Origin of the sequence: Zunongwangia atlantica 22II14-10F7, assembly GCF_002094855.1 — a bacterium.
Taxonomy (GTDB): Bacteria; Bacteroidota; Bacteroidia; order Flavobacteriales; family Flavobacteriaceae; genus Zunongwangia; species Zunongwangia atlantica.
On the sequence record NZ_ARYN01000030.1, the window covers coordinates 1 to 24,160 of the forward strand.

The following is a 24,160-nucleotide window of genomic DNA, read 5'->3' on the forward strand; positions in this document are numbered from 1 at the left end:
AACCCTGCCTCACCGGCAGGCAGGCGTGGTGGAGGGATTTATATGAAATACATTTTTTAGAACCCTTTACTTCATTCCGTGCTTGACACGGAATGTCATCCAGCATTTTTGAAAAATCCTCTAAATTCAGCTTTCAGTATAAATCTTATATAATTTCATACTCAAACGGAGATTTCTCCAATCCGCTACGCTCCCGTCGAAATGACACAAGAAATTCAACATTCAACCTTTATCATTTTTATAGACTTCGTTTCGTCATTCCGTGCTTGACACGGAATCTCATCCTACATTTTTGAAAACGTCCTCTAAATTCAGCTTTCAGTATAAATCTTATATAATTCCATACTCAAATGGAGATTTCTCCAATCCGCTACGCTCCCGTCGAAATGACACAAGAAATTCAACATTCAAAATTCAGCATTCAACATAAATCTTTAGTCTATTCTCTAAATTCTAACAGCGAAGCGTTCTAAAATCTCAATTCTAACTACTCACTAATCGGTTCTATAAAATAAGTATAGCTGTAATTCTTAGGTTTTAGCTGATATTTTTCCCAGGTTCTCGCGCCCCAGCTATTATCGCCACCAACACCCATTTGCTTATAATCGATATTTAGATAGATCTCGTCTTTTGGTTTAATATCGATGGTATGTTTTTGTGCTTTTCGCATTCCGGGATCAAAATCTGAAGTTGGGTTTCTAAGCGCACTAAAAGAAACCAGTGGCATTCCGCTGAATTTGATTCCGTTTCCTTCGTTATCTGTAAGTTTTACCCAGCGATTATCGGTACGATAGCCATTTTCCTGCGGACGGATATACGGCACATATAAATCTTCTACGCTCGATTTATAAATCCCAACAAAAGCAGCTGTTTTACGATCCCAATAATTCTCGTAAGGCCCACGACCATACCATTCTACTTCATCATAGTCTAACGGAATCACCATCGCATTCCCAAATCTTGGCAGCGACGTTATTTTTTCTGAATCACCATTGAATTCAAAATTATTGCCGACTTCAATAACTCCATTTTCGTAAATTTTGTAAGTGATTTTTAAAGTCGAAGAAACCGAATCCAATTCAAAATCAGTATTCACTTCAACATAGCCATCTTCCTTTTCCGAAGAAAAATCTACCAGTTTTGGATTATTTGTAGCTTCTTTCCATGCTTTTGCTCGTTTCTGAAAGCTATTTCCAAAGTCATTATCTGTTGGTGCTCTCCAAAAATCTGGTTTTGGTCCTTTTTTAATCAGTTCTTTTCCTTTAAAGCTGTATGCTGAAAGCATTCCGGTTTCCTTGTGGAAAACAACTTCAAGATCTGTATTCGAAATTGTAAGATTTTCGCCCTTATTTTTTGTCTTTAATTTTCCTGAAGCCGCAATTGGTAATTTAACCACACCACCTTCCTGAAGCTGAATTTGCTTCTTGGCAATCACATGTCCTTTAGGAAGCATTTTACCAATTTTGGTAGTTTTCACATAGAAATTTATAAAGTACTCTGCTCCTTTTTCAAGTTTAAATGACTGTTTTTTCAGTAAAATTTCCTGTGGTGACAAATCGATATCATCCAGCGAACCAGCCTTAACAAACTCGCCGTCTTTTAAAAGCTCATAAGAGATTTCGTATTCTTTTAAATTGGTGAAAAAGAATCGATTTTCAATCTCAAAAGTAAAAGTGCCAGAATTCCTATTTTTTAGCCTGATATCTACATTTTGATATACATCTTTTACTTCGTAAAGTGCGGGATGTGGCGTACGATCTGGATTTACCAATCCATTAATTACAAAATTGGCATCATGTCTATATCGGTCTGGCCCATAATCACCACCGTACGTCCAATAATCATCGCCATTTTCATCGGTTTTTACAAATCCCTGGTCTACCCAATCCCAAATAAATCCTCCCTGAATTTGTGGATTTTCGTAAACAAAATCCCAAAGATCTACCAAATCTCCGGTACTATTTCCCATTCCGTGTGCATACTCACACCAAATAAACGGGCGATCGGGATAGTTGCCCAGATAATTACTTTTGATATAATCTACACTGGCATACATCCACGGAATAATATCGGTATGCGGTTCTTGGAAATTTTCACCACGTTCCGCACGCTCATATTGCACTGGGCGGCTAGGATCGTTGTTCTTTAACCAGTGATAATTTTCTATAAATGCCGGGCCATCACCAGCCTCGTTTCCCATAGACCAAATAATGATCGAAGGATGATTTTTATTGGTTTGCATCATTCGTGCAATACGATCGTGATGCATTTGCTCAAATTCGGGTTTATTGGCAGGCGTTTTATCTTCGTCGTAACCAAAACCATGACTTTCTAGATTCGCCTCGTCGATCATATAAATTCCGTATTCATCACACAGCTCATACCAGTAAGGATCTACCGGATAATGTGAATTTCGAACCGCATTTATATTATATTCTTTAAAAAGTTTTATATCCTGAAGCATAGATTCGCGCGAGATCACATGTCCAGAATTTTGATCGTGTTCATGGCGATTCACTCCTTTAAGCAGAATTGGTTTTCCGTTGACCAAAAGTTGACCGCCTTTAATTTCTGAAGTTCTAAAACCTATTTTTGCTGAAGTAGCCATCAGTGTTTTATCGCCGTCATTCAGGCTTAAACTTAAAGAATAAAGGTTTGGTGTTTCGGCCGACCAGTGTTTAATATCTAAATCTGAAATTTGAAAGTTTAGCGTATCATTTTTAGCTTCAGCAATTGGTTTGCTTATTTCTGAAATGATCTTCTCTCCATCCCAAATTCTAAGATCTAACTGAAGTTTTTTCTTTTCCGAAGCAATTACAGCGTATCCATCAAGAATTCCTTTATCGTAGTTTTCATCCAATCCCGGAGTCACAAAAAAGTCTTTAATTCTAGATTTAGGTGTTTTATAGATATACACATCACGCTCGATTCCGCTTAATCGCCAAAAATCCTGATCTTCTAAATAACTTGCAGAAGACCAACGATACACTTCTACCGCGATGCTATTTTCTCCCGGTTTTAAATACTGAGTAATCTTAAATTCAGATGGTGTTTTGGTTCCTTCTTTGTAACCTACTTTCTCACCATTAATCCAAACATAGAAAGCACTGTTTACGGCTCCAAAATGTAAAAAATAGTCTTCATTTTTATCGAATTTCGATTTAGGTAAATCGAAAGTTCTTTTATACGATCCAACCGGATTGTAGGTAGTATCTACAAAAGGCGGATTAATTTTAAAAGTAAACCCTGCAGAAACATATAGCGGAAAATCATATCCCTGCATTTGCCAATCGCCGGGAACTTCTATATTATCCCAATCTTTTACATCAAAATCGTTTTTATAAAAATCTACCGGCCTTTCTTCAGGAACTTCAGCAAAATGAAATTTCCAGCTTCCGTTTAAACTTTTATAGTTTCCAGATTTTTTATATTCTCCGGTTAGCGCGTCAGCTTCAGCATCATAAATATGAAAATTAGCACGGGGATCTTCTGTATTTACAGATAGTACATCCAATCGCTGCCATTCGGGATTTTCCTGGGCTTGTAATGAAAAAGAAAATGCTATGAACAAAAGGCTAAAATAGTGGAGAAATTTAAAGGAGAGAAAGTGGTTCATAGCATTTTCAGTTTTTTATGTTATTAGGAGTTTTTAAGTTCTTCTATTTCTTCTATGGTTTTGGCTAAAGGATCGCCCAGTAATTCTTTACCGTTTGCGGTGATCAAAAAGTCTTCTTCAACGCGCATCCCGCCAAAAGTTTTAAATTTTTCGACTTCGTCGTAATTCACAAAATCGGTGTATTTGCCCTGCGCTTTCCAGGAGTCGATCAAAAACGGATTAAAATAAATCCCCGGTTCAACAGTAAGCACATTTCCTTCTTCCAGTTCTTTTCCTAATCGAAGCGATTTTAAACCAAACTCAGTACTCTTTTTAAGATCATCGTTATAACCGACTAACTGTTCACCAAAGTTTTCCATATCGTGCACATCCATTCCCATAAAGTGACCTAAACCACATTGGAAAAACAAAGTATGTGCACCGGCATTTACAGCATCCTGAGTATCACCTTTCATTAAACCAAGACCTTTTAGGCCTTCTACAATTCGGCTACAGGCCAGTAAATGTGCATCTTTAAAACGATAACCCGGTTTTAATGCGGCAGATGAAGATTCGTGAGCCTCTAGAACGATCGAATAAATTTCACGTTGAATATCTGTAAATCTCTCGGTTACCGGAAAAGTACGCGTCATATCTCCGGCATAATTCATAGCCGTTTCTGCACCACAATCACATAGCACGATATCTCCATTTTCAACCACAGCTTGTGTAGCATGATTATGCAGATATTGGCCATTTTTGGTTAGAATTATTGGGAAAGAAATATTCCCACCACCGGCAACGGCGATTGCTTGTAGTTCTCCTGCGATCTGTTTTTCAGTAACGCCGTGCTTCGTCCATTTTATAGCATGGCGATGCATAGCAGCCGTAATATTTACCGCTTTATGAATTTCTGCAATTTCTTCAGGAGATTTTATGGAACGTTGTGCGATAACAGCTTTCGTAAAAGCTTCAGATTTATTGGCATCAACTTCATTTACAAGAATCCCGGTAAGATTACTAATTTCAATCGTTACTTTATTTCTGTAGGGTGGTAGATAGTGTAAATTTTGGCCTTTTTGCTGCGCATTTTTAATATAGGCTTCCAACTTCGCCATTGGCTGCACTTCAGCAACACCACATTTTTCAGCATAAGTTGATAAAGGTTCTACGGCACCAACCCACACAAAATCTTCAGGAGTTAGATCGTCTCCAAAAATGATCTCTTTATCATTATCTAAATCGATAAGTACATAAAGATCTGGAAGGTTAATTCCGAAGTAATATAAAAAAGTACTATCCTGTCTAAACGGATACCAGTTATCTTTGTAATTCATTCCGGTTTCCTTATTTCCTGGGAAAATTAAGAGTCCGGATCCCATTTTTTTCTTTAAGCTCTCTCTTCGCGCTACATAAGTTTCTTTTGAAAACATCTATTCTTCCATTTTTTAGTGAACAACCTTAGGCAAAACCATTAGGTATTTTTGGAGGCAAACCTCTAAATATTTAATCTTTGTTTTTAAGTAATTCTACATCAATATAATACATATGCTCTATCCTCCAGGGTGTAAATAAATACTGATTTTTATGCTGAATATCTACACTTTGCCATTCTGCTGAAGGGATGATCTTTATTTTTTCTTCGCTGCCTTTTAGCACCAATGGTAAATTGAAACCATCAACAACATTGGTATATTTATAAAACATCTTGCTGTTTGGTGCATCGATGTACAACTGAAGTTTCGGAATTTTAGTGGTGGTTAAATATTGCTCGAAAACCTTCGAATAATCGTATCCCGCTTTATCTGAAATATATTCCTGAATCTCTGAACCATCTACCGTTTTATTATGAAAAGTCATATTTAAACCGGTTAGAATATTCTTGAACAATTTATCATCGTCCATGCTATGACGAATGCTATGCAGCATATTTCCACCTTTTGGATACATATCGCCACTTCCTTGAGCGTTTACACCATAAGCGGGAATTACCGGTGCTTTGTTTTGGATACCACTTCTAATTCCGTAGTTATAATCATTGGCAGCTTCTTCACCATAAACATAATCCAGGAATAAGGTTTCACTGTAATTCGTAAAACTCTCGTGAATATACATATCGGCCAGATCGTTAGTGGTGATGTTATTTCCAAACCACTCGTGCCCACTCTCGTGAATAATGATAAAATCCCAGGTTAATCCAAGACCGGTTCCAGATCCATCTCTACCACGATATCCACCGGCGTACCAGTTTCCGTAAGAAACATTAGATTGATGTTCCATCCCGGTATGCTCTGTCTCCACCAATTTGTAGCCATCTTCATAAAATGGATAAGGCCCAAACCAATATTCAAAAGCATCTAAAAGATTATGAACTTCTGGCGGCATATAATCTTTAGCTTTCTCTAAATTGTAATCCAACACCCAATAATCAAGATCTAAATCACCCTTTATACCGGTGTAAACTTCAGAGAAATTTTTATAATGTCCTATATAAGGTATAATTGTATAATTACTAATAGGATTTTCTACGCCCCATTTGTAAGAAATTGTTCCGTCTTTATGTTCAGTTTTATCTAACATTCGGCCGTTTGCCACCGCCATTAATTCTTTTGGAACTCTCATTGCTAAAGAGGCTCCGCGATCTGGCTCGTCACTTTGGTGATCTTTATTAGGATACCAGATAGAAGCACCAAGTCCCTGGCAGGTCACCGTCATCCACGGTCTTCCTTTTTCATCTTTAGTAAACGTCCAACCGCCATCCCATGGTGCACGAATGGCTTCGTGAGGTTTTCCGCTAAAATATATTTTTACTTCATGTTCAGAATTGATGTTTTGAGGCTCTGTTTTTACAAAGTACACATCACCTTCTCTACTAAAACTCAAGGATTGTTTTTTGTCCTGAATAATACTATCGATCACCAATGGTTGCTGAAGATCGATCTGCATTACATCTGGATGATTGGCCTCTACCACTTTATAGGTGATATTGTTAAATCCTGAAGTATATTTTTTATCAAAATCTGGTGTTACTGAAATATCGTAGCGCATCACATCCCACCAGGCTCTTTCAGGAGTTATACTTCCTCTAAGAGTATCGGCATGAGTAAATTGGGTTTCCTGAGCTTTTAAAGAAAGTGCCGTAAAAATCAATAAAATCAGGAAATATAATTTTCTATTCATAAGTATAAGCAGAGAGTTTAGCGTAAAGTTGTAAAATATTTGTGCAATAACCAACGAAAACAGTATTTATGGTTAATATAGTATAAGTTAAAGTTAAAATAAAAGAACAACTAAACTGAGACTAAATACTTATTGGCTTTTAAAATCATTTTGTAGCTGCAATTAGCCAGTGTTTGTAACAATTTGAAGACCTCCCCGTCTTATTTATATAAACCATCGATCATCATGAAAATCTTCAAACGTATCTTCTTAGTACTAGGAACCTTATTTATCATCGTCTTTTTATTTTTCGCTTTTAAATTTGGCGGTACGCTTTACAAAAAGTATCAATTTGAAATAGGATTATCTAATACGGCTTTCGACACTAGCTTTAGTGCAGCTGATTATGAAGAAGCTAAAAATCTAGACAATGGAGATATCTTATCGAAAAAGCAATTCGAGATTTCAGAAATTCCTCCCATTTGGGAACGAGTTTCGAAAGACGATAAATTGCTGAAGGAATTTGACTTTCTAAAAGAAGTGAATTTCTACCAAATCGTTTATAAAAGTGATTCCTTATTAATAAACGGTTTTATTGCTGAACCTAAAAAGAAAGGAAAGTTTCCCGTAATTATAGTAAACAGAGGTGGAAACAAAGAGGAAGGCGTTTCTTCACAAAGCAAAGGTTTTTATCCGCTTCTTCAATTTTCGAATTTAGTGAAAGAAGGTTATGTTTTAGTCGCCAGCTGCTACAGGGAAAATGATGAATTTGGCGGAAAAGACATTAACGATGTTCTTTATTTAACCCAAACAGTTAAGAAGATTGAAAAAGCCGATGCCAATAGAATTGGCATGATTGGTTGGTCACGAGGAGGGATGATGACTTACTTAGCGCTTAAACATTCTAAAGACATCAAAACTGCTATTGTTGGAAACGGACCTTCAGATCTTTTTCCATTAATCGAAGAACGTCCTGAAATGGAAAGCAGAGTTTGCGCAAAATTGATCCCTAATTATGAAGAAAATAAAACTTCAGAATTAAAGAAACGCTCCGTTTATTATTGGCCTGAAGAATTAGATAAAAATGCCAGTCTTTTGATTTTATGCGGAACCAGAGACGAACAGGTAAATCCTAACCAGGCTAAAAAAATTGCTCAGAAATTATCTAATATCGATTATGATTTTCAGCTAAAAGAATTTGATACAGATCATAGTTTCTCAGACAAGAAACAAGAATTACAGAAGCTTATGACCAAATGGTTTGATGATCGATTATAAGTCTATAATGTAAGGATATCTTACTTAATGCCTGAGCGTACTACTTATCTTTTATTTGGTCGCTACCAGCGTTGTTCCATCTACATCAAGATCGTAAATAACAAGGTCGCGCGTATTTCCGCTGCTTCCTTGTGGCCCTCTAATGGTATCACCATCATTTTCGTATCTGGCAAAATGTAATTGACATTCGATATATCCCTCGCCCGCTACGTAAACTAATTGCCCACCCTGATGAGGACATACTGCCTCAGTCGCTACAAAATCTGAAGGATCATTGCCGTTTCCTATTCTAATAAATAGAATTCCGCTTTGTGATTTTTGATCCCCAATTTCTGGAATATCATTTAAAGAAATGGAAACAGTATCACCACCACCAGGATTGCCTCCATTATCTCCGCCATTATTTATATTTTCCATTCCGTCGTCACCGCTGCTACATGAAGCCAAAACACATGCACCTGCACAGGTAAATAATACACCCTGCCCTACTCTAAAAATAAATTGCTTACGTTTCATAATTTTAGATTTTTAGTTATTCTTTTTCTTACCAAGAGAGAAATTTCTAGAGATAGCAAATCCAAATCTTACTCCGCCATCTGTCCAGCTTTTAGAGGTATTAGGAATAAAATTATTAGCTATGATATATTGGGAGTTCTGAAAGTTTAGGCTAAACACATGCCCGCCGGTTTCAAACTCGATGCCTATTCCTAAAGGATTATAAAGCTCTTCGTTGGCTTCTCGTCCTAAACCTTCAACCAAGGTATAATCTACCAGTAGGGAAATCCTTTTGAAAAGTTTGAGTCGGCCTCCCATGCTTAAAGCGAAAAGATTGTTTTGATCTTCAGCAGAAAGAAGCTGAGCATCTGGACGCATTAATAGCCCTGGACTAAGCATTAAGGATAATCCCGGAGAAAACTTTCTGGTGATCACTGCCTGAAAGAAATTAGAGATTCGGTCACTTTCCTGGTTAAATTCATTGTTCGAGAATTCTTCTCGTGTGATCCATGCTAATTGATCGAAGAGTGTCACCGAAACTGGCATTTTATCGCTTTGCCTTAAAAGCTTGTATTTTATTAATCCGTTATAAGTTTCATTGTATTTACTACGACCAATCCCAACAGTTAAATGATCTGTAATTCCGTAATCGAAACCTATATAAAGATCTGTGGCAACATCTAAACCGTAAAGTGTGCTAGACCCACCAAACTCGCCCCCAATATCACCAAAGCGATGTGCGATCCAAAAATTAAGATCTTTAGCGTTTTGCGTTTCATTAGTTTGCGATAATACCAGCCAGGTACTTTTGTAGGTCGCTTCAACTTCAAAATCATTCCCTTCGGAAAACTGATTCATCATTTCGTCCATATCCTGGGCGAAAAGACTTAACTGAAATAGTACAATGCAGAAAGTAATTTTTTTCATAATTCTTTTGGTTTTAGAGGGATTACAAGACTTACTTCTATTTCTTCAGCAATATTTTTCCATAGAATCTTTGGAATTTTTATATCGTGATCTTTACATGCTATTTTAAAGTTAGATTGCAATTGAAGATTCCCATTATTTAGTTCGACTAGCTTTGCGATTACCGTTCTTTCCTTTTTTACGCCATGCAAATCCAAAAAACCTTTTATGCTGAATTCTTTTTTCTGAAGTTTAGAAAGACCTTTAAAATCTACAATCTCACCTTTAAAATTGGCGCTGGGATATTTGTCACTTTCAACATAGTTTTCGTTGAAGTGTTCTTGCATTAGTGCTTTTTCAAACTCAAAGGATCGCAAAAAAACTTTGATGGCTATTTCTCCGTTTTCAGAATTTATAAGGGCTATAACCGAATTTGAGCTTGCTTCGATATTCTCTATAGGTGCTTCTGAAAAAAATGTGATATTCCCCGATTTTGATTGTAAGAACTGTGCTTTACTTTGGGAAGCGTTCAGAATAATACAAGCACAAAAAATCTTTAGCAGAAATGAGATTCTTAAAATTCCTATGTGATATCTGTTTTTAAAAATCATGCTGTATATTTCAAATATCGAGTTTGATTATTCGATTATTATTATATACGCAATAAACAAGATCAAGGTTTTAAAAAAGATTAATTTTTTCAGTTTTAAATGATATTTCATCAAATAAAACCATTTATTTCTAAGAATATAAAAATTATATTTCAAGATTAAATAATACCAATAAATCGATTAGGCATCAGTTATTAAAATCTTTATCTTGTGTAACAAATAAGATCAATTTGCGTCTTACAATCAATCAAGAAATTATGGATCAAACCAAGAAATGTCCCTATTGTGCAGAAACCATTAAATCTGAAGCGATAAAATGCTGGCATTGTGGTGAGCGTTTTGATGGCAGCCAAAACTATTCTTCACAACAGGCTCAGGCACCTGTAACCGTTATTAATAATTACCCAAAATGGAATGCAGGTTTGGCCATTTTACTTAGTGTATTTTTTCCTGGCGTTGGGCATATTTATAAAGGTGAAGTAGCTGCAGGAATTTTATGGCTAATATTCGTTACTATAGGTTACTTTTTATTTATTTTCCCGGGACTTATTCTACACCTAATCTGCATTATTACTGCAGCCAGCGGCGATCCTTATAAATAAGGATTTGTAAGTAAGCAGCACAGAGTTTCAAAGAAAAATCTATCCAAAACCATCAAATTTCAGAATGAAAAATTTTTATTTTTTCTTCCTACTATTATTTGCTTTATCCAGCTGTCAATCGAACAAAAATGAAACAAAAACGATAAATCTGGAAGTTTCAAATTACGCTGAAAATTTTGCGCTATTGTTGCAGTATACATCAGATTTATCTCTAAACTCCAAATTAGATTCCATCAAAATACCGTCTGGAGAAAAGATTAGCTTAGACAAAGAACTTCTCGCGAATGCAAATTCAATTTTAAAATTTAAAGATGATGACCAATTTACTTTAGCATTTTCCAAATATATAAATCAACCTATTTCTATAAAATTAGATCTGCAAAAACCTGATTCTATAATTGTTGAAGGAAAACAGGGAAAATTTATCGAATATCAATTAGATCAAACTAAATATTGGTATAAAATATATTATGATTTCGATGAAAAATATTCAGGTCTCATGAAACTCGATAGCAAAGATTTTTTCTTAATTCAAGATTCCATAACGCAACTGAGATTACAGTTTTTAGATGATTATTTTAAAGACGCTGATCTTGAAAATCAAAAAGATTTTGTTGAGCTAGAAAGAAACAAGCTTATATATGTAAATTTATATGATAAAGTAAATACAGCGTCTCCTGAGTTTATTAAATGGCTTGATATTTATGGTGATTCGCTTTCAGATAAACCAATAACCTATTCAGAACATATAAATTTTTCAAATCCTATTTTATTTGAAAGCGAATATTACAACAGGTTTATCTACGCGTTTATTAAAAAGGATATCATGCTAACCAACCCAGATACAAAAATAACCTACGATTTCTTACTTAATAATGGCTTTCCAATAATAGATAAATGGTTTATTGATGCTGAAACCAATGCTATAGAAAAAACTATTTTCTTAAATACTATAATTAGAGATGCTAAGATTTCTAATGCAGAGATTGATGTTGAAGCCTTTAGAAACAAAATAGATGAGCTAGAAAAAAGTGAGTATTCTAAAGATTATGTTTCGATATTAGATAAAAACTTAGATGATTTAGTTGAAATTTTCTCTAAAGTAGCTGTTGGAAAAAGAGCTTCAGATTTCAGTTTAACAGATGAAAAAGGTAACATCTACACTCTTTCTGAAATGTCTAATAAAACGATTATTATTGATGTTTGGGCAAGTTGGTGCGCTCCCTGTATTGCTTCTTTCCCTAAGTGGAATGCATTAGCCGAAAAGTATAAAAATAATAAAAACTTTGAATTTTTGACGGTTTCTATAGACAAGGAAGCAGAATTATGGAAAAACGGACTCGAAAAGCATCAATTAGAAGGTTTAAAATTATATGCAGGAGAGAAAGCTTTTAAAAGCGATTTTGCGGTTAATTATAATATTTCTGCAATTCCTTGTTATATCGTAATAGATGCAAATGGAAAGATTGCTTTATTAAATGCAAATTTTAAAGAGCTAGAAGAATACGCAGAAAATCATCAGGTTAATAATTTGACATTTTTAAAGTAAAGGACTTCGGAGTATTATAGCCTTTGGCGGTGCCAATAAAAAAACCCTGAAAATTGAATTTCAGGGCTCTTTCGTTCTCTAAGTTATTTTGGGATAGCTTAAATCTTTATATTTTTTCAGGTTATTCTTTTTTGAATCGCTCTGTTCTTTTATCCTTTATTACTCCGCTCCAATCTAAACCGAAACCGAAATCATACGCATTTCCTTCTGAATCCTGGTAAGGGATCATGTCGAAAGGCACATCTTCTTGTTGTGCTTCAACCGTTTCCATATTCGCCGGCATTTGCAATGGCAGTAATCCTGAAGGCTCAGCTTTTCCTGAAACAATATCCATTATTGCCTGCGTTGAAACTCCGAAATTGAGTACAATCCCGTCAACTAGATTTTCAAATTCAGCAAAAATCATTGGTTTATCTGCCGTTACCGAAACGATCACTGGTTTATCACCCATCAACATTTTAGTATCTTCAATTGTTCTTAAATCCATAATATTCGAAGCCGTTGAAGATTTCGCTTTAAAAGAGCGATCTTTAATTTCAGGATCGATCACAGGATCTCCGGCAGCGATACTATGTTCTCTAGCCGTTGCAGCAGTATAAGTTTCATATTGAAGAGAAATTGGTACGTATCCATTTCCTCCACTTTTACGATCTGTTTCACTGTAACCCGCTTCTTTAGACTGCGGATTTCTAACAAAAACCATCGCAAAATCTGCTTCAGCAGCATTATCGGTTACCTTGTAATATTTCTTGATCAATTCCAGATCTACCGGATATTCGAATTTCGCCGGAGTAGGAATTCCCCACCAGTCGGTTGAAACCGGTGTATAAATCTTCGGGATATAAACGGTTTTCTTTTCCTTGATTGGTAAAGCTGCTTCTTTATTTTTAAGCATTACCACAGATTTCACCTGTGCTTCGTAACCTACTTTCATAAATTCAGCATTACCAACTATTTCTTTGGTTTTTTCAGTATCCAGATAAGGATTTTCAAATAATCCGGTTCTAAAGATGTTTTTCAACAATCGCACTGCAGAACGCTCGAAACGTGCACGCATAAAGTCTTCTCCAAATTCTTTAACACCCATTTGGTAAGCTTCTAAAACAGGACCTTTTTCATTATTACCACCAAACTGATCTACACCAGCCATTAGGACTTTATAATGTCTTTCAGCAACACTCATTGCTTCAGTTCCCCAGGGTTTTCCGGCAAAAGTTCCCGGCGTTTCACCTTCATCGGCAGTGATTAGCCAATCGGTACACACCACACCATCATAACCATATTTATCGCGAAGCAGTTCAGTAATTATATATTTACTAAAACCATTACCCACATTTTCATTGTAAATATCATCACGATCAAAACTAATCGTATAATAAGGCATTACAGCCGCAGCTTTTTTGGTTCCGCCATCTAATTTAAATGCACCTTCTGTAAATGGTTTGATGTGATCTTTAAAGTTATCACCAGGATAAACTGCAAATTTTCCCATCGCCCAGTGTCCATCTCGACCACCTTCTTCAGGACCGCCACCAGGCCAGTGTTTCACCATCGCATTCACGCTTTCGTACCCCCAACCATCATTGATCTCGGCTTCTTTACCAGAGGTCTGGAAACCTTCAACATAGGCTTTACCCATTGCTTTTACCAATTCTGGAGATTCACTAAAAACATAAGCGATGCGGTACCAGCGAGGCTCGGTTCCTAAATCTATTTGTGGTGAAAGTGCTGTAGTAATTCCTAAAGCACGATATTCTTTAGCGGCCATTTCTCCAAATTGCTTTACCAATGCTGGGTCGAAAGTTGCGCCCATTGCTAAACCATCTGGCCATAAAGAAATTGTCCCTCCTGCCCCGGCATTAAATTCTGAAGTTACTGTAGCAGTATTTCTAGGATCTGAACTATTATTTGCAGGAATTCCCAGCCCTAAGCCTTCTACATAAGCTTGGACGTTATTATTCCATTTTGCGGCAACTTCAGGAGATTTTACAGCAGTTAATAAAACGTGACGAAGATCGTCTTCTTTTAAAAATTTCTTTTGCTGATCTGAAATTGCTGAAGCCACTGCTCCGCTTTCAGAAAAAGGTTTGTCATTGTAGGTCCCCGCGCCAAAACCAACTTCCCCAGCAGGAATAGATTGATGCTGACTATACAACATTAAACCTGCAATTTGTTCTACAGACATTTTAGAAGCCAGATCTTTTGCCCGCTCTTCTACCGGAAGTCTCCAATCTTCGTAGGGATCTAATTTTCCGTTTTGATTAAGGTCTTTAAAAAAATGCCCATCAACTTTTAAGATCTTAACTCCAGATTCTTTGCTATATCCAAGTTTTGGTCCGTCATTATTTGAAATATAATCCATATTTGTTTGTGCGGTAGCTTGCAAGGCCAGCAGGCAAACCGAAAGTTTTAAAAAATTAGGAATATATTTTTTCATATCACTTGTTATTTTGCATGTTAGTTTCAAAAATAAAAACTAAATGTTTAACTATGAAGCAATGATAAATCTAAAAAATGAACTTTGCAACTAATTTTTAATATTTAATAAAATTTTGATTTTAATTTCGATAATATCGTAATTAAAAACGATGAATAGTATTATATACTTAAGTATTATAAGATTCTAAATCAGTAATTGCCAATAGTTTTATAATAAACTGGATTTAATAAAAATAGAACCTCGAAATGCTGAAAAAGAATGAAAAAAGCATATAATTACTTCATTTGTTTATATTTACTGAATTATCAACATTAAATGACCGAAGGCAATTTAAAGTAGTTATTTAGTTAGAAAGTTTTTTGTTCCAACAGGTTTTACCAAAAAAGCATTCATTCTAATATCGATATTTAGCATATTGCGAGTAATTTATTTTTAATGAACCGAAAAAAGTTTTTAAAAAGATTAGCTATTTTAGGCGGAATTGCAGCAATTCCAGGTATTTATGTCTATGGTATTGAACCTTTTTGGCTGGAGTTTGTAAAGCATAAAATGCCTGTTAAAAATATTCCTAAACATTTAATAGGTAAAACTTTAATGCAAATTAGCGATGTGCATATTGGCGACTTTTTCGATTACCAGTACATTATCGATTCATTTATAGAAGCACAGCAATTAAATCCAGATTTTGTAGTCTATACCGGTGATTTTGTAACTTATCATGAACCAAAGAATCTGGAACAACTAGCTGAAGTTATTCCGCACTTCCCTACCGGAAAATTAGGCAGTGTAGGTATTTTAGGAAATCACGATTACGGTATTGGTTACAAAGAAGAACATGTAGCGCAAAATATCATAGATCAATTAGCATCACGAAACATTAAAATTCTTCGGAATCAATCTCAGCAAATCGAAGGTTTAAACTTTTTGGGCATCGATGATTATTGGGGTATTAATTTTTATCCTGAAAATGCCACCAAAAAATATGATCCAGAAATAGCGAATATCGCCTTATGTCACAATCCAGATGTTTGCGATCTAAATGTTTGGAATAATTATAAAGGTTGGATTCTTAGCGGCCATACTCATGGTGGACAATGCAAACCGCCATTTTTAAGAGCTCCTATTTTGCCTGTAGAAAATAAGCGCTACGATGCTGGCATTATCGATCTTTATGATGGCAGGACACTTTATATTAATCGTGCATTAGGCTGTTTGCGCCAAATGCGCTTTAATGTGAGACCAGAAATTACCATTTTTGAATTACAACCAGCATAAACCAATGAAAACACCAGGCCTAAGCCCTGTAAAACCAAATCATCGTATCCAGATTCTTGATATTTGGAGAGGTTTTGCGGTGCTAGGGATTTTTGTGGTTAACATAGAAATTATGAATGTTGTATTTATGAACCAAGATGTGTTTTCTGAACAATCCTCTGGGCCTTTTGATACGGTAATTCTAAGAATTTCACAGCTGTTTTTCTATAACAAATTCTTCCCCATATTCTCTTTTTTGTTTGGATTAGGCATTGCTATGCAGCTCGAAAAACTCAAATTAAAGAAAAAGAATATCATTTTTATGCTTAAACGTATGCTGTTTTTATGGATTATTGGCATACTTCATATTTTGTTAGTTTGGGGCGGTGATGTGATCCATCTTTATGCGATTTTAGGGGTTTTTATTTGTTATTTGTACAGGTTGCGCAAACGATGTTTACTAATTTTAGCCACTTACTTTCTACTATTCCCATTTTATGATTTAATTGCTGAATATATTTTTTCCTGGATTAATTTCTCTCCTGAAAAAGTTTTGGCTAATTATGATTTTAATGCTGTTACTGAAATACTTAGAAATGGTACTTATACTGAAGCTTTAAACTTTCGCATCTTAGAATATTTCTCGAATTTACCAGTTTTACTAATTGCTTTAGCGCCAATTGCCTTTTCAATGATGCTATATGGCGCTGCTTTTGTGCGATCTGGCCAGCTTTTAAATCTTGAAAACTTTATTTTTAAAAGTAAAAAAACTTTTATCTGGCTAGCGATTATTACCAATATGTACCGTTTAATTTTTCTCTTTATTTTACCGAATTTCGATATGTACAGGGACGATTTTTTTAATCCCATTTGGTTCAAATTAATGGTGATTAGCGATACATTTTTTGGAGTGTTTTATATCTGGCTTATTGCCTGGTTATGGTTTACAGGAAAATTAACCGGAGTTTTAAGCGCGTTCCAATCGGTTGGAAAAATGGCACTTAGTAATTACATTCTTCAAAGTATAATAGGAGTTATTATTTTTAATGGAATAGGCTTTTCACTGTATCAAAAACTGAGTTTAGCACAGTGTTTCTTTACGGCGATAGGCATTTTTATTTTTCAGGTGATTTTAAGCGAAATCTGGCTTCAATATTTTAAATTCGGTCCTCTGGAGTGGTGTTGGCGTTGTCTTAGCTATGGAAAATTGTTCAGCATCAAAAAAGAAAGGTCATAATGAAAATCGCATTGGCACAACTAAAATCTGAATCGGGAAATGTTGAAGCGAATATTAAAAAACACCTCGATTTTATTACAAAAGCGGCCAAAGCAGAAGCAAAACTTATTGTTTTCCCAGAACTCTCTTTAACTAATTACGAACCAGGTTTAGCCAAAGACCTTGCCTTTGAAGAAAATGATCCAAAACTCGATATTTTTAAAAAGTATAGCACTACATACAATATAAATATTGCTTTGGGATTGCCTTTAAAGCTAGAAGATCAGCTGCATATTGCGATGGCGATTTTTAAACCAAAAAGCGAGCTTCTTTTTTACTGTAAACAGTATTTACACGAAGATGAAGTTCAGTTTTTTCAGCCAAAAAAGAATGCTTCAATTATCCAATTTCAGCAGAAAAAAGTAAAACTGGCCATTTGCTATGAAGTTTCTGTAGATGAACATTTAGAAAACCTCAATTCAGAAAAACCAGATCTTTTTATCGCCAGTGTGGCAAAGCATAAAAAAGGGATGAAAAATGCCCAAAATCGCCTTCAGTTTATTTCAGAAAACTATAAAATCACAACGCTGCTTGTCAATAATACAGGCTTGGCAGACGGTATGAATTGCTGCGGAAATAGTTTTGGATTTAATGCTTCAGCAAAAAAGATTGCGCAATTAAATACCGAAGAATCTCTTTTGATAATTAATGCCGAATAGTGGCGAGATGCATTTTATTTACTTACATTGCTTCTTTATTTTTTAGAACCAATGGAAGTAAAAATAAGGCAGGAAAAACCCGAAGATCACGAAGACGTCTTTAAGCTTATTAAAGCTGCATTTTTAAATGAATCTAATAGTGATCACCAGGAGCAGTTTCTTGTAGACCGACTGCGAAAATCCTATGCTTTTATTCCTGAACTTTCTATGGTTGCTGAAGTTGATAAACAGCTTGTTGGTTATGTTTTACTTAGTGAAATTACCATCCAAAACGATAAAAATAAATTCCCCGCACTGGCATTGGCTCCCGTTGCGGTTTTACCAGAATATCAGTCTAAAGGTATTGGTTCTAAACTTTTAAAAAGCGTACACCAAAAAGCCAAAGAGCTTAATTACAAGCTGGTAGTGGTTTTAGGGCACGAAGAATATTACCCAAGATTTGAATACGAACCTGCTATAAATTTTGATATCCAGGCTCCTTTTGAAGTTCCTAAAAAGAATTTTATGCTAAAAGAACTAGAACCTAATGCCGCCAAACATATTTGTGGGATTGTGGTTTATCCTGAAGAGTTTCATATATAAAAAAGCCACTCAACTAATTATTTGAATGGCTTTTGTATAAAATATTACTCGATTTTATCGAATATTAGTATTTATTCTTTTGGGAAATTAGCGTCTTGCATCACTTCTTCGATCTGTAGCGTGTGTCTGGCAGTGTGACCTGCAATAAAAAGTAGCGATTGATATGCATCTACCGCACCAAAAGGAGAGTCTGAAATATAACTTCTTAAATCTTCTTCTTTTTGATCGCTTATAAAATCCATAATATCATCACGTTGATCGTCAAAAGCTTCTAAAGCCATTTCAGGAGACTCATAAGTTCCGTTTGGCATTAAAGATTCGCTGGCCTGCGCTTTGCTGGATCTATCGGTTATTCCTGCGATAAGATCTTCATCACTCATTTTAACTTCAGCTTTACGCTCAGGATTTGGTTCGCCTTCCAGGGCCGTTTTGGTCATTCCAAACAACATTTGTTCAGTTTTAATAATATGCTCTAAACATTGGCTAACCGACCATGAATTTGCTGCCGGTTTAAAACTCATTTGCTTTTCTGATAGGCCTTCGATATGATCCTCAAGCGTTTCTCTGGTTTTTTTAAAATACTCCTTTAAATCTACTTTAAGCGTTTCTTTTACGGATACTTCAGGTTTTGTTTCATTAGAAACTTCAGCTTTTGGAATAGCGGTAAAAGACATGGCGATTAAAGCACATACCGGAATAATCACTTTTTTCATAGTAGTAGTAGTTATTTATATTAATCGTAGTTTTTTAAGTATTAGTATTTATTTCAGCAGAAAAAATTTAGCGATCCACAACATAAGAAGTCATCCTTAGAATTTTTGGATTTTTAAAGCTGCTAAACTCGTACACATCACAAAACGAAAAACTGAGTGAAACCCCATTAGGACTTTTAACTTTCATATTTCCGTTTACGCATCCTTTTTTTCCGTGGGTAATCACATCTACAAACTCAAGTTCGCTGGTTTCGTAATCTTTCATTTCTTTAAGTGCTTCTGCGAACTGGTCTTTCCCCTTAATCTCTTTTTTTCCAATCATTATCCACTGAAAATCTTCTGTAACCCAATCTAATAAAAATTGATAATCACCCCGGGCAAATGCTTTATTAAAATTAATTAAAAATTGTTCTTTCTTATTTTCCATTTTAAGTGAGCTGTAAAAAATTTAAACACCATAATTTACGAAAATACTTCTTGAGGTAATAACCTGATTTATAAGAAGAATTAGTAAATTGCCTTAATAAGCATCAATCCATAAAATGGAAGCAACAAAAGTCGAGCCAGGAAGAAATTTAGGCACCTATAGAATCTTATTTATTATAAAAGGCGTTCTAAACTTGTGTATTAGTTTATTTGGATTGTTTTATGTTCTATTGGGGATTTTTATTCCATCGCCAACAATGACGGGTGTTTCTACCCATACTCCTTTTAATTTAATGAGTACCATCATGGTTGTTTTTGGAAGTATTTTTATCCTATTCGCTATTATTATGGCGGTACTTACTTTTTTAGCTGCTAAATATATTGGCGAACGTAGAAATGCCACGTTTATCATTGTAGTTGCCGTAATAAATTGTTTAACCGGCATTTTAGGAATCGTGCTTGGTGTTTTAACAATTATTGAAATTCAGAAACCCGAAGTTAGAGCACTTTTTGAAGCGAACAGAACAAAAAATAATTAAATGAGAAAATGGCTAATCATAAGTTTAGGTATTATTAGCGGTCTTTTGGTGTTAGTATTTACAACTACAAATCTTGGAGCCCATATCTCTAATTTTGCTGAAGTTTATGCAGATGAAAAACTACATAAGGACGCCATAGATTTTGCCAATAAGGATAAAAAGGTTTTGGATTACTTCGGAAAAATAAGTCTTAAAGACAACCTTTCCCTTTTAAACGGCGATGTAAATTACAATGAAGATCATAGCGAAGTTGCGCTAAGTTTTAAATTTGAAGGTACTAAAGAAAACGGAGTAATGGATGTTAAAGCTCATCGTAAAGCTGATGTTTGGGAATACGATCATATCACTTTGCGCCAAAAAGACGCTGTGCAACTAGACTTAAAATAAGCGCTCATTCAATCGTAACAAAACTAAACTACCTCGCGGCCAGCCAAAAAAGCATTCATTCTAAACAAATTTTTAATTTCGAGATAAGGCTCGCAGTATTTGTATACTTTGTTGTGTGCAAGCTAAAAACCGAATGTAAATAAACTGATGGAAGTACTTTTTCATTTTATATTTCAATTAATAAAAATCGGAATTCTTGCCTCGATATATTCTGCGCTTTTAATCGGAATAATGATGACTATACGTAGTTTCAAATCGACTGAATACCTTGAGAGAGTAAAAAAGAAGAAGAAAAAATATTGGTTTGTATTCGGATTATTTATTTCAATTGGTCTTTTTATTTACTCTTTTACTTATTGGGGAAATCACGGTTTAGGAGATAGCGCAAGAATACCTATTGGGAAATTTAAAGAAATAGGAGAAATAAACGGAACGGATTCATATATCGAACCTAAAAATTATCCTTATGGAGCAATGATGGTTCATAGCTTTAAAAAATCTGACAACTTTTTGACCGGAAAAACGGAAATAAGTCCAGTTGACAGACCTGAACCGTTTTTTAGTTGGGATTTGTCAAAAGATCAAATCGTATTTTTTGACTCGGAAAAAGAATACAATCAGTATGCAAAAAATAATGGATTAGCAAAATCATCGGAATTCAAAACATTTCGAGAAAGCTATAAAAAATATTGGGGTGGAATCAAATATTGGATGTTACCATAAAAAATGAAAAGCCAGCATTTAAACTGGCTTCTTCAATAATATGTTATACGAAGTTTTATCTACTTACTGAAACTTCTAATAATTCGCAATCGTCTGAACTTATTTGAACCTCAGTATTTTCAGCAGGAATTAACAAGGTTTGCCCCTGCTCTATTTCTTCTGAATTTCCATCTACACTAATAGTTGCTTTACCGCTCACTGCCATGTAAATAATAAAACTATCTACGGCAGAATAATCTTTGGTAATGCTTCCCTTTACCGGTAAATAATTTGTGGTGAAATATTCACAGTCGGCAATATTAGAAGATTGATTTGGAGTTTTATCATACTCCATTTTAAAATCGTCTTTCTTTTCGAAATCTATGGCATCAATCGCCAATGCGGTATGTAATTCCCTAGAATTCCCCTGATCGTCTACACGATCCCAATCATAAATTCTATAGGTAATATCTGAAGTCTGCTGAATTTCAGCTAACAAAACTCCGGCTCCAATTGCATGAACTTTCCCGGTATTTATAAAAAAGCTATCTCCTTTTTTTACTGGCTCGAAATTAAGAACTTCAGTAATTTTACCTTCTTCAAGATGCTTTATATAATCTTCTTTGGTTATAGTTTCTTTAAAGCCTACATTGATATCAGCATTGGTATCGGCCTGCATAATAAACCACATTTCGGTTTTCCCAAAACTATTATGACGCTCTTTAGCAAGATCATCGTGTGGATGCAACTGTACAGAAAGTGCTGTTTTTGCATCGATATATTTAATAAGTAAAGGGAACTCTGCTCCAAAATCTGCATAAATCTTTTCCCCTAAAAACTTTCCTTTATATTCTTCTAGAAGTTCGTTTAATGTTTTGCCTTTAAGCGCGCCATTTTCTACAACAGAGATATCTCCTTTAACACCAGAGATTTCCCAGCTTTCACCAAGGTTCTTTGCATCTGACTCTTTATTAAGCAGACTTACTAATTTTTCGCCACCCCAAATTTTTTCTTTTAGGATAGGTGTAAACTTGATTGGGTAATTAAGCATTTTAATGAATTGTTAGGATTAAAATTGAGGTTAAAAATAAGTAAAAACTTTAAGACAGCAGGTATCGTATGGCTTATGCTCCCTATAAAATTTTAAAACTTTTTTTTAACACTAAACTGTTGCTTATCAGGAATTAAAAAAATGCTTGAGAATAAAAACTGATTTTTCTTAAAAAAAGCCTTGTTTTAAAACAAAAAGAGATTATATTTGCAACCGCAAAAATGGTCGAGTAGCTCAGCTGGATAGAGCATCTGCCTTCTAAGCAGACGGTCACAGGTTCGAATCCTGTCTCGATCACTTTTTAACCTATATTTAAAGCCAAATTGTTGCTAATCATATGATTTACAACTTTTTGGCTTTTTTTTGATATCATACGAATGTAAATAAAATGACCTGATTAGGTCAACAATTCGGTCAACAGTTTTTTTTCATAAAGTGTTGACCTATTGAATTTATAATTCTGTATATTAGTCTTTTACGATTTGACTTTCGTCCTTAATGTTTAACATTTTAAGACGAAATTATGAACTACCCGGTCAACTATTCGGTAAGTATATGGCTTAACCATGCTAGAATCAAAAACGAACTTACCCCTATTTACGCCAGAATTACGGTAAATGGAGAACGTGCAAACCTGAGTCTTCAACTGAGTATCAATGACATTTATTGGGACAAAAAGCATAGAAAAATTAAAGGAAATTGTCCTAATGCCATGAAGCTAAACACATATCTAGAAAATTTCAGGTCAAAAATTAATGACTGTTATCAAGAATTATATTATCAGGAAAAACCGATATCAGCGATCATTTTAAAGCGCAAATATCTAGGGCAAGATGTAAAACGCTATTCCATGGCTGATATCATTGCATATCACAATGAAGAAATGCAACACCTGCTTCATAAAGCAACCATGAGACATTATAAAACTTCTCAAAATTTTATCAGACGCTTTATTAAGAAGAAATATACTACTTCTGATATCTATTTGGATCAATTGAACTATAATTTTATAGTAAGCTTTGAACACTTCCTCCGAAGTTACCAGCCCAGAGATCATCAAAAGCCGATGAGTAATAACACCGCTATGAAACATATTCAGCGCCTACGTAAAATGATCAATCTAGCTCATAAAATGGAATGGATCGAAAAAGATCCCTTTAAACGGTTTAAAACTAGGATTGAAAAAAAAACAAGAGAATTTTTAAATCAAGTGGAATTGCGACAACTCGAAGACTATCAACCTAAATTAGATCGTTTGAGCATTATAAAGGATATCTTTATTTTTTCATGCTATACAGGTCTATCTTTTTCAGATTTAATGCTATTAAAACGATCACACTTAAGTTCTGATGAAAATCAGCAGATATGGATTTTCACCAAAAGAATAAAGACCAATGAAGAATTAAAGATTCCGCTATTACCTAAAGCATTAGATTTGGTAAGTAAATATCAATGGCATCCCAGAACATTAAAAGAACAACGTCTATTTCCGGAAATTAGTAATCAAAAAACAAATGCATATCTCAAAGAGATAGCTCACATTTGTGGAATCTCCAAAAAACTGACCTTTCATGTTGCAAGGCATACTTTTGCTACTACAATAACCTTAAACAATGGAGTGCCAATCGAAACAGTATCAAAATTACTTGGACATACAAAATTAGCAACAACCCAAATATATGCACGCGTTTTACAAAAAAAAGTAGCAAAAGATATGGAAATTTTGAAAAGCAAACTTAATTGACCAACAGGTTAAGTTTGTTATTAGTGATCAATCAAAATTTGATCAGGGAATATAAGTTTTGTAATTCTTGAGGGTGATTTGATATATTTTGTATACTATAATACATTTTTTCTATGCATTAAGAATTCTTAATAGAATATCAAATAACATTTTTTTTTAAAGAACTAGGAAAAGTGTTGATATCCGGAAATT

At 34.7% G+C, this 24,160-nt stretch carries 21 protein-coding genes and 1 tRNA gene; 12 read left to right on the plus strand and 10 right to left on the minus strand.

The window, feature by feature from the left end:
- Positions 1-487 precede the first annotated feature (487 nt).
- From IIF7_RS19665 to IIF7_RS19675, 3 genes are all read right to left on the minus strand, one after another.
- Positions 488-3,571, minus strand: a complete 3,084-nt coding sequence (locus IIF7_RS19665) for a glycoside hydrolase family 2 TIM barrel-domain containing protein (RefSeq protein WP_084843397.1) — start codon at positions 3,569-3,571, stop codon at positions 488-490.
- A 68-nt stretch (positions 3,572-3,639) separates the two neighbouring features.
- The gene (locus tag IIF7_RS19670; protein WP_084843398.1) at positions 3,640-5,028 is read right to left on the minus strand and encodes an aminopeptidase P family protein; all 1,389 of its coding nucleotides are present in this window, start codon (positions 5,026-5,028) and stop codon (positions 3,640-3,642) included.
- A gap of 73 nt (positions 5,029-5,101) precedes the next feature.
- Positions 5,102-6,775 (minus strand): M1 family metallopeptidase, encoded by a 1,674-nt coding sequence (locus IIF7_RS19675; protein ID WP_084843399.1) that lies wholly within the window; start codon positions 6,773-6,775, stop codon positions 5,102-5,104.
- A 225-nt stretch (positions 6,776-7,000) separates the two neighbouring features.
- Between IIF7_RS19675 and IIF7_RS19680 the strand changes: the two genes are divergently transcribed.
- Positions 7,001-8,032 (plus strand): alpha/beta hydrolase family protein, encoded by a 1,032-nt coding sequence (locus IIF7_RS19680; RefSeq protein ID WP_084843400.1) that lies wholly within the window; start codon positions 7,001-7,003, stop codon positions 8,030-8,032.
- 51 nt (positions 8,033-8,083) lie between these two features.
- On the opposite strand, the gene IIF7_RS19685 is transcribed toward IIF7_RS19680, so the two are convergent.
- From IIF7_RS19685 to IIF7_RS19695, 3 genes are read right to left on the minus strand one after another with little or no spacing between them, the layout of a single operon-like run.
- The gene (locus tag IIF7_RS19685) at positions 8,084-8,548 is read right to left on the minus strand and encodes a QcrA and Rieske domain-containing protein (protein ID WP_084843401.1); all 465 of its coding nucleotides are present in this window, start codon (positions 8,546-8,548) and stop codon (positions 8,084-8,086) included.
- Positions 8,549-8,560: 12 nt separating this feature from the next.
- Positions 8,561-9,454, minus strand: coding sequence for a DUF5777 family beta-barrel protein (locus IIF7_RS19690; RefSeq protein ID WP_084843402.1), 894 nt, complete (start codon positions 9,452-9,454; stop codon positions 8,561-8,563).
- The gene (locus tag IIF7_RS19695) at positions 9,451-10,044 is read right to left on the minus strand and encodes a YceI family protein (RefSeq protein WP_084843403.1); all 594 of its coding nucleotides are present in this window, start codon (positions 10,042-10,044) and stop codon (positions 9,451-9,453) included. The genes IIF7_RS19690 and IIF7_RS19695 overlap by 4 nt, the downstream gene beginning before the upstream one ends.
- Before the next feature lie 257 nt (positions 10,045-10,301).
- Between IIF7_RS19695 and IIF7_RS20995 the strand changes: the two genes are divergently transcribed.
- Together IIF7_RS20995 and IIF7_RS19705 are read left to right on the plus strand one after the other, a co-directional pair.
- A complete protein-coding gene (locus IIF7_RS20995) occupies positions 10,302-10,646 on the plus strand; it encodes a zinc ribbon domain-containing protein (RefSeq protein ID WP_217806697.1) in 345 nt (114 codons plus the stop codon).
- Between the two features lie 64 nt (positions 10,647-10,710).
- Positions 10,711-12,195, plus strand: a complete 1,485-nt coding sequence (locus IIF7_RS19705) for a TlpA family protein disulfide reductase (protein ID WP_084843404.1) — start codon at positions 10,711-10,713, stop codon at positions 12,193-12,195.
- A 121-nt stretch (positions 12,196-12,316) separates the two neighbouring features.
- Here the strand turns inward: IIF7_RS19705 and IIF7_RS19710 are convergent, their stop codons facing one another.
- The gene (locus IIF7_RS19710) at positions 12,317-14,632 is read right to left on the minus strand and encodes a glycoside hydrolase family 3 protein (protein WP_084843405.1); all 2,316 of its coding nucleotides are present in this window, start codon (positions 14,630-14,632) and stop codon (positions 12,317-12,319) included.
- Positions 14,633-15,070: 438 nt separating this feature from the next.
- Between IIF7_RS19710 and IIF7_RS19715 the strand changes: the two genes are divergently transcribed.
- From IIF7_RS19715 to IIF7_RS19730, 4 genes are read left to right on the plus strand one after another with little or no spacing between them, the layout of a single operon-like run.
- Complete coding sequence (locus tag IIF7_RS19715; RefSeq protein ID WP_084843406.1) at positions 15,071-15,910, plus strand: metallophosphoesterase; 840 nt, start codon at positions 15,071-15,073, stop codon at positions 15,908-15,910.
- A 4-nt stretch (positions 15,911-15,914) separates the two neighbouring features.
- On the plus strand, positions 15,915-17,126 hold the full coding sequence (locus tag IIF7_RS19720; protein ID WP_084843416.1) for a DUF418 domain-containing protein: 1,212 nt from the start codon (positions 15,915-15,917) through the stop codon (positions 17,124-17,126).
- A complete protein-coding gene (locus tag IIF7_RS19725; RefSeq protein WP_084843407.1) occupies positions 17,126-17,824 on the plus strand; it encodes a carbon-nitrogen hydrolase family protein in 699 nt (232 codons plus the stop codon). Before IIF7_RS19720 ends, IIF7_RS19725 begins: the two co-directional genes overlap by 1 nt.
- Before the next feature lie 51 nt (positions 17,825-17,875).
- Entirely contained in the window at positions 17,876-18,406 is a 531-nt protein-coding gene (locus IIF7_RS19730) for a GNAT family N-acetyltransferase (RefSeq protein WP_084843417.1), read from the plus strand.
- Between the two features lie 71 nt (positions 18,407-18,477).
- Here the strand turns inward: IIF7_RS19730 and IIF7_RS19735 are convergent, their stop codons facing one another.
- Both IIF7_RS19735 and IIF7_RS19740 read right to left on the minus strand, forming a co-directional pair.
- Positions 18,478-19,119 carry a DinB family protein gene (locus IIF7_RS19735; RefSeq protein WP_084843408.1) on the minus strand — a complete coding sequence of 214 codons (642 nt, stop codon included), beginning with the start codon at positions 19,117-19,119 and terminating at the stop codon, positions 18,478-18,480.
- A 67-nt stretch (positions 19,120-19,186) separates the two neighbouring features.
- Positions 19,187-19,546 carry a nuclear transport factor 2 family protein gene (locus IIF7_RS19740; RefSeq protein ID WP_084843409.1) on the minus strand — a complete coding sequence of 120 codons (360 nt, stop codon included), beginning with the start codon at positions 19,544-19,546 and terminating at the stop codon, positions 19,187-19,189.
- Positions 19,547-19,661: 115 nt separating this feature from the next.
- Between IIF7_RS19740 and IIF7_RS19745 the strand changes: the two genes are divergently transcribed.
- The 3 genes from IIF7_RS19745 to IIF7_RS19755 all read left to right on the plus strand — a co-directional run bounded on the left by IIF7_RS19745 (position 19,662) and on the right by IIF7_RS19755 (position 21,194).
- Positions 19,662-20,084 carry a hypothetical protein gene (locus tag IIF7_RS19745; protein WP_084843410.1) on the plus strand — a complete coding sequence of 141 codons (423 nt, stop codon included), beginning with the start codon at positions 19,662-19,664 and terminating at the stop codon, positions 20,082-20,084.
- On the plus strand, positions 20,085-20,471 hold the full coding sequence (locus IIF7_RS19750; protein ID WP_084843411.1) for a cytochrome c oxidase assembly factor Coa1 family protein: 387 nt from the start codon (positions 20,085-20,087) through the stop codon (positions 20,469-20,471). It begins immediately after the preceding gene.
- Positions 20,472-20,618: 147 nt separating this feature from the next.
- Positions 20,619-21,194, plus strand: coding sequence for a hypothetical protein (locus IIF7_RS19755; protein ID WP_084843412.1), 576 nt, complete (start codon positions 20,619-20,621; stop codon positions 21,192-21,194).
- Positions 21,195-21,249: 55 nt separating this feature from the next.
- On the opposite strand, the gene IIF7_RS19760 is transcribed toward IIF7_RS19755, so the two are convergent.
- Complete coding sequence (locus IIF7_RS19760) at positions 21,250-22,224, minus strand: type I phosphomannose isomerase catalytic subunit (protein ID WP_084843413.1); 975 nt, start codon at positions 22,222-22,224, stop codon at positions 21,250-21,252.
- A gap of 223 nt (positions 22,225-22,447) precedes the next feature.
- On the opposite strand from IIF7_RS19760, the gene IIF7_RS19765 reads away from it, so the two are divergent.
- Positions 22,448-22,521: transfer RNA gene (locus IIF7_RS19765), tRNA-Arg, on the plus strand.
- Positions 22,522-22,747: 226 nt separating this feature from the next.
- Positions 22,748-23,968 (plus strand): site-specific integrase, encoded by a 1,221-nt coding sequence (locus IIF7_RS19770; protein ID WP_084843414.1) that lies wholly within the window; start codon positions 22,748-22,750, stop codon positions 23,966-23,968.
- Positions 23,969-24,160: the final 192 nt, after the last annotated feature.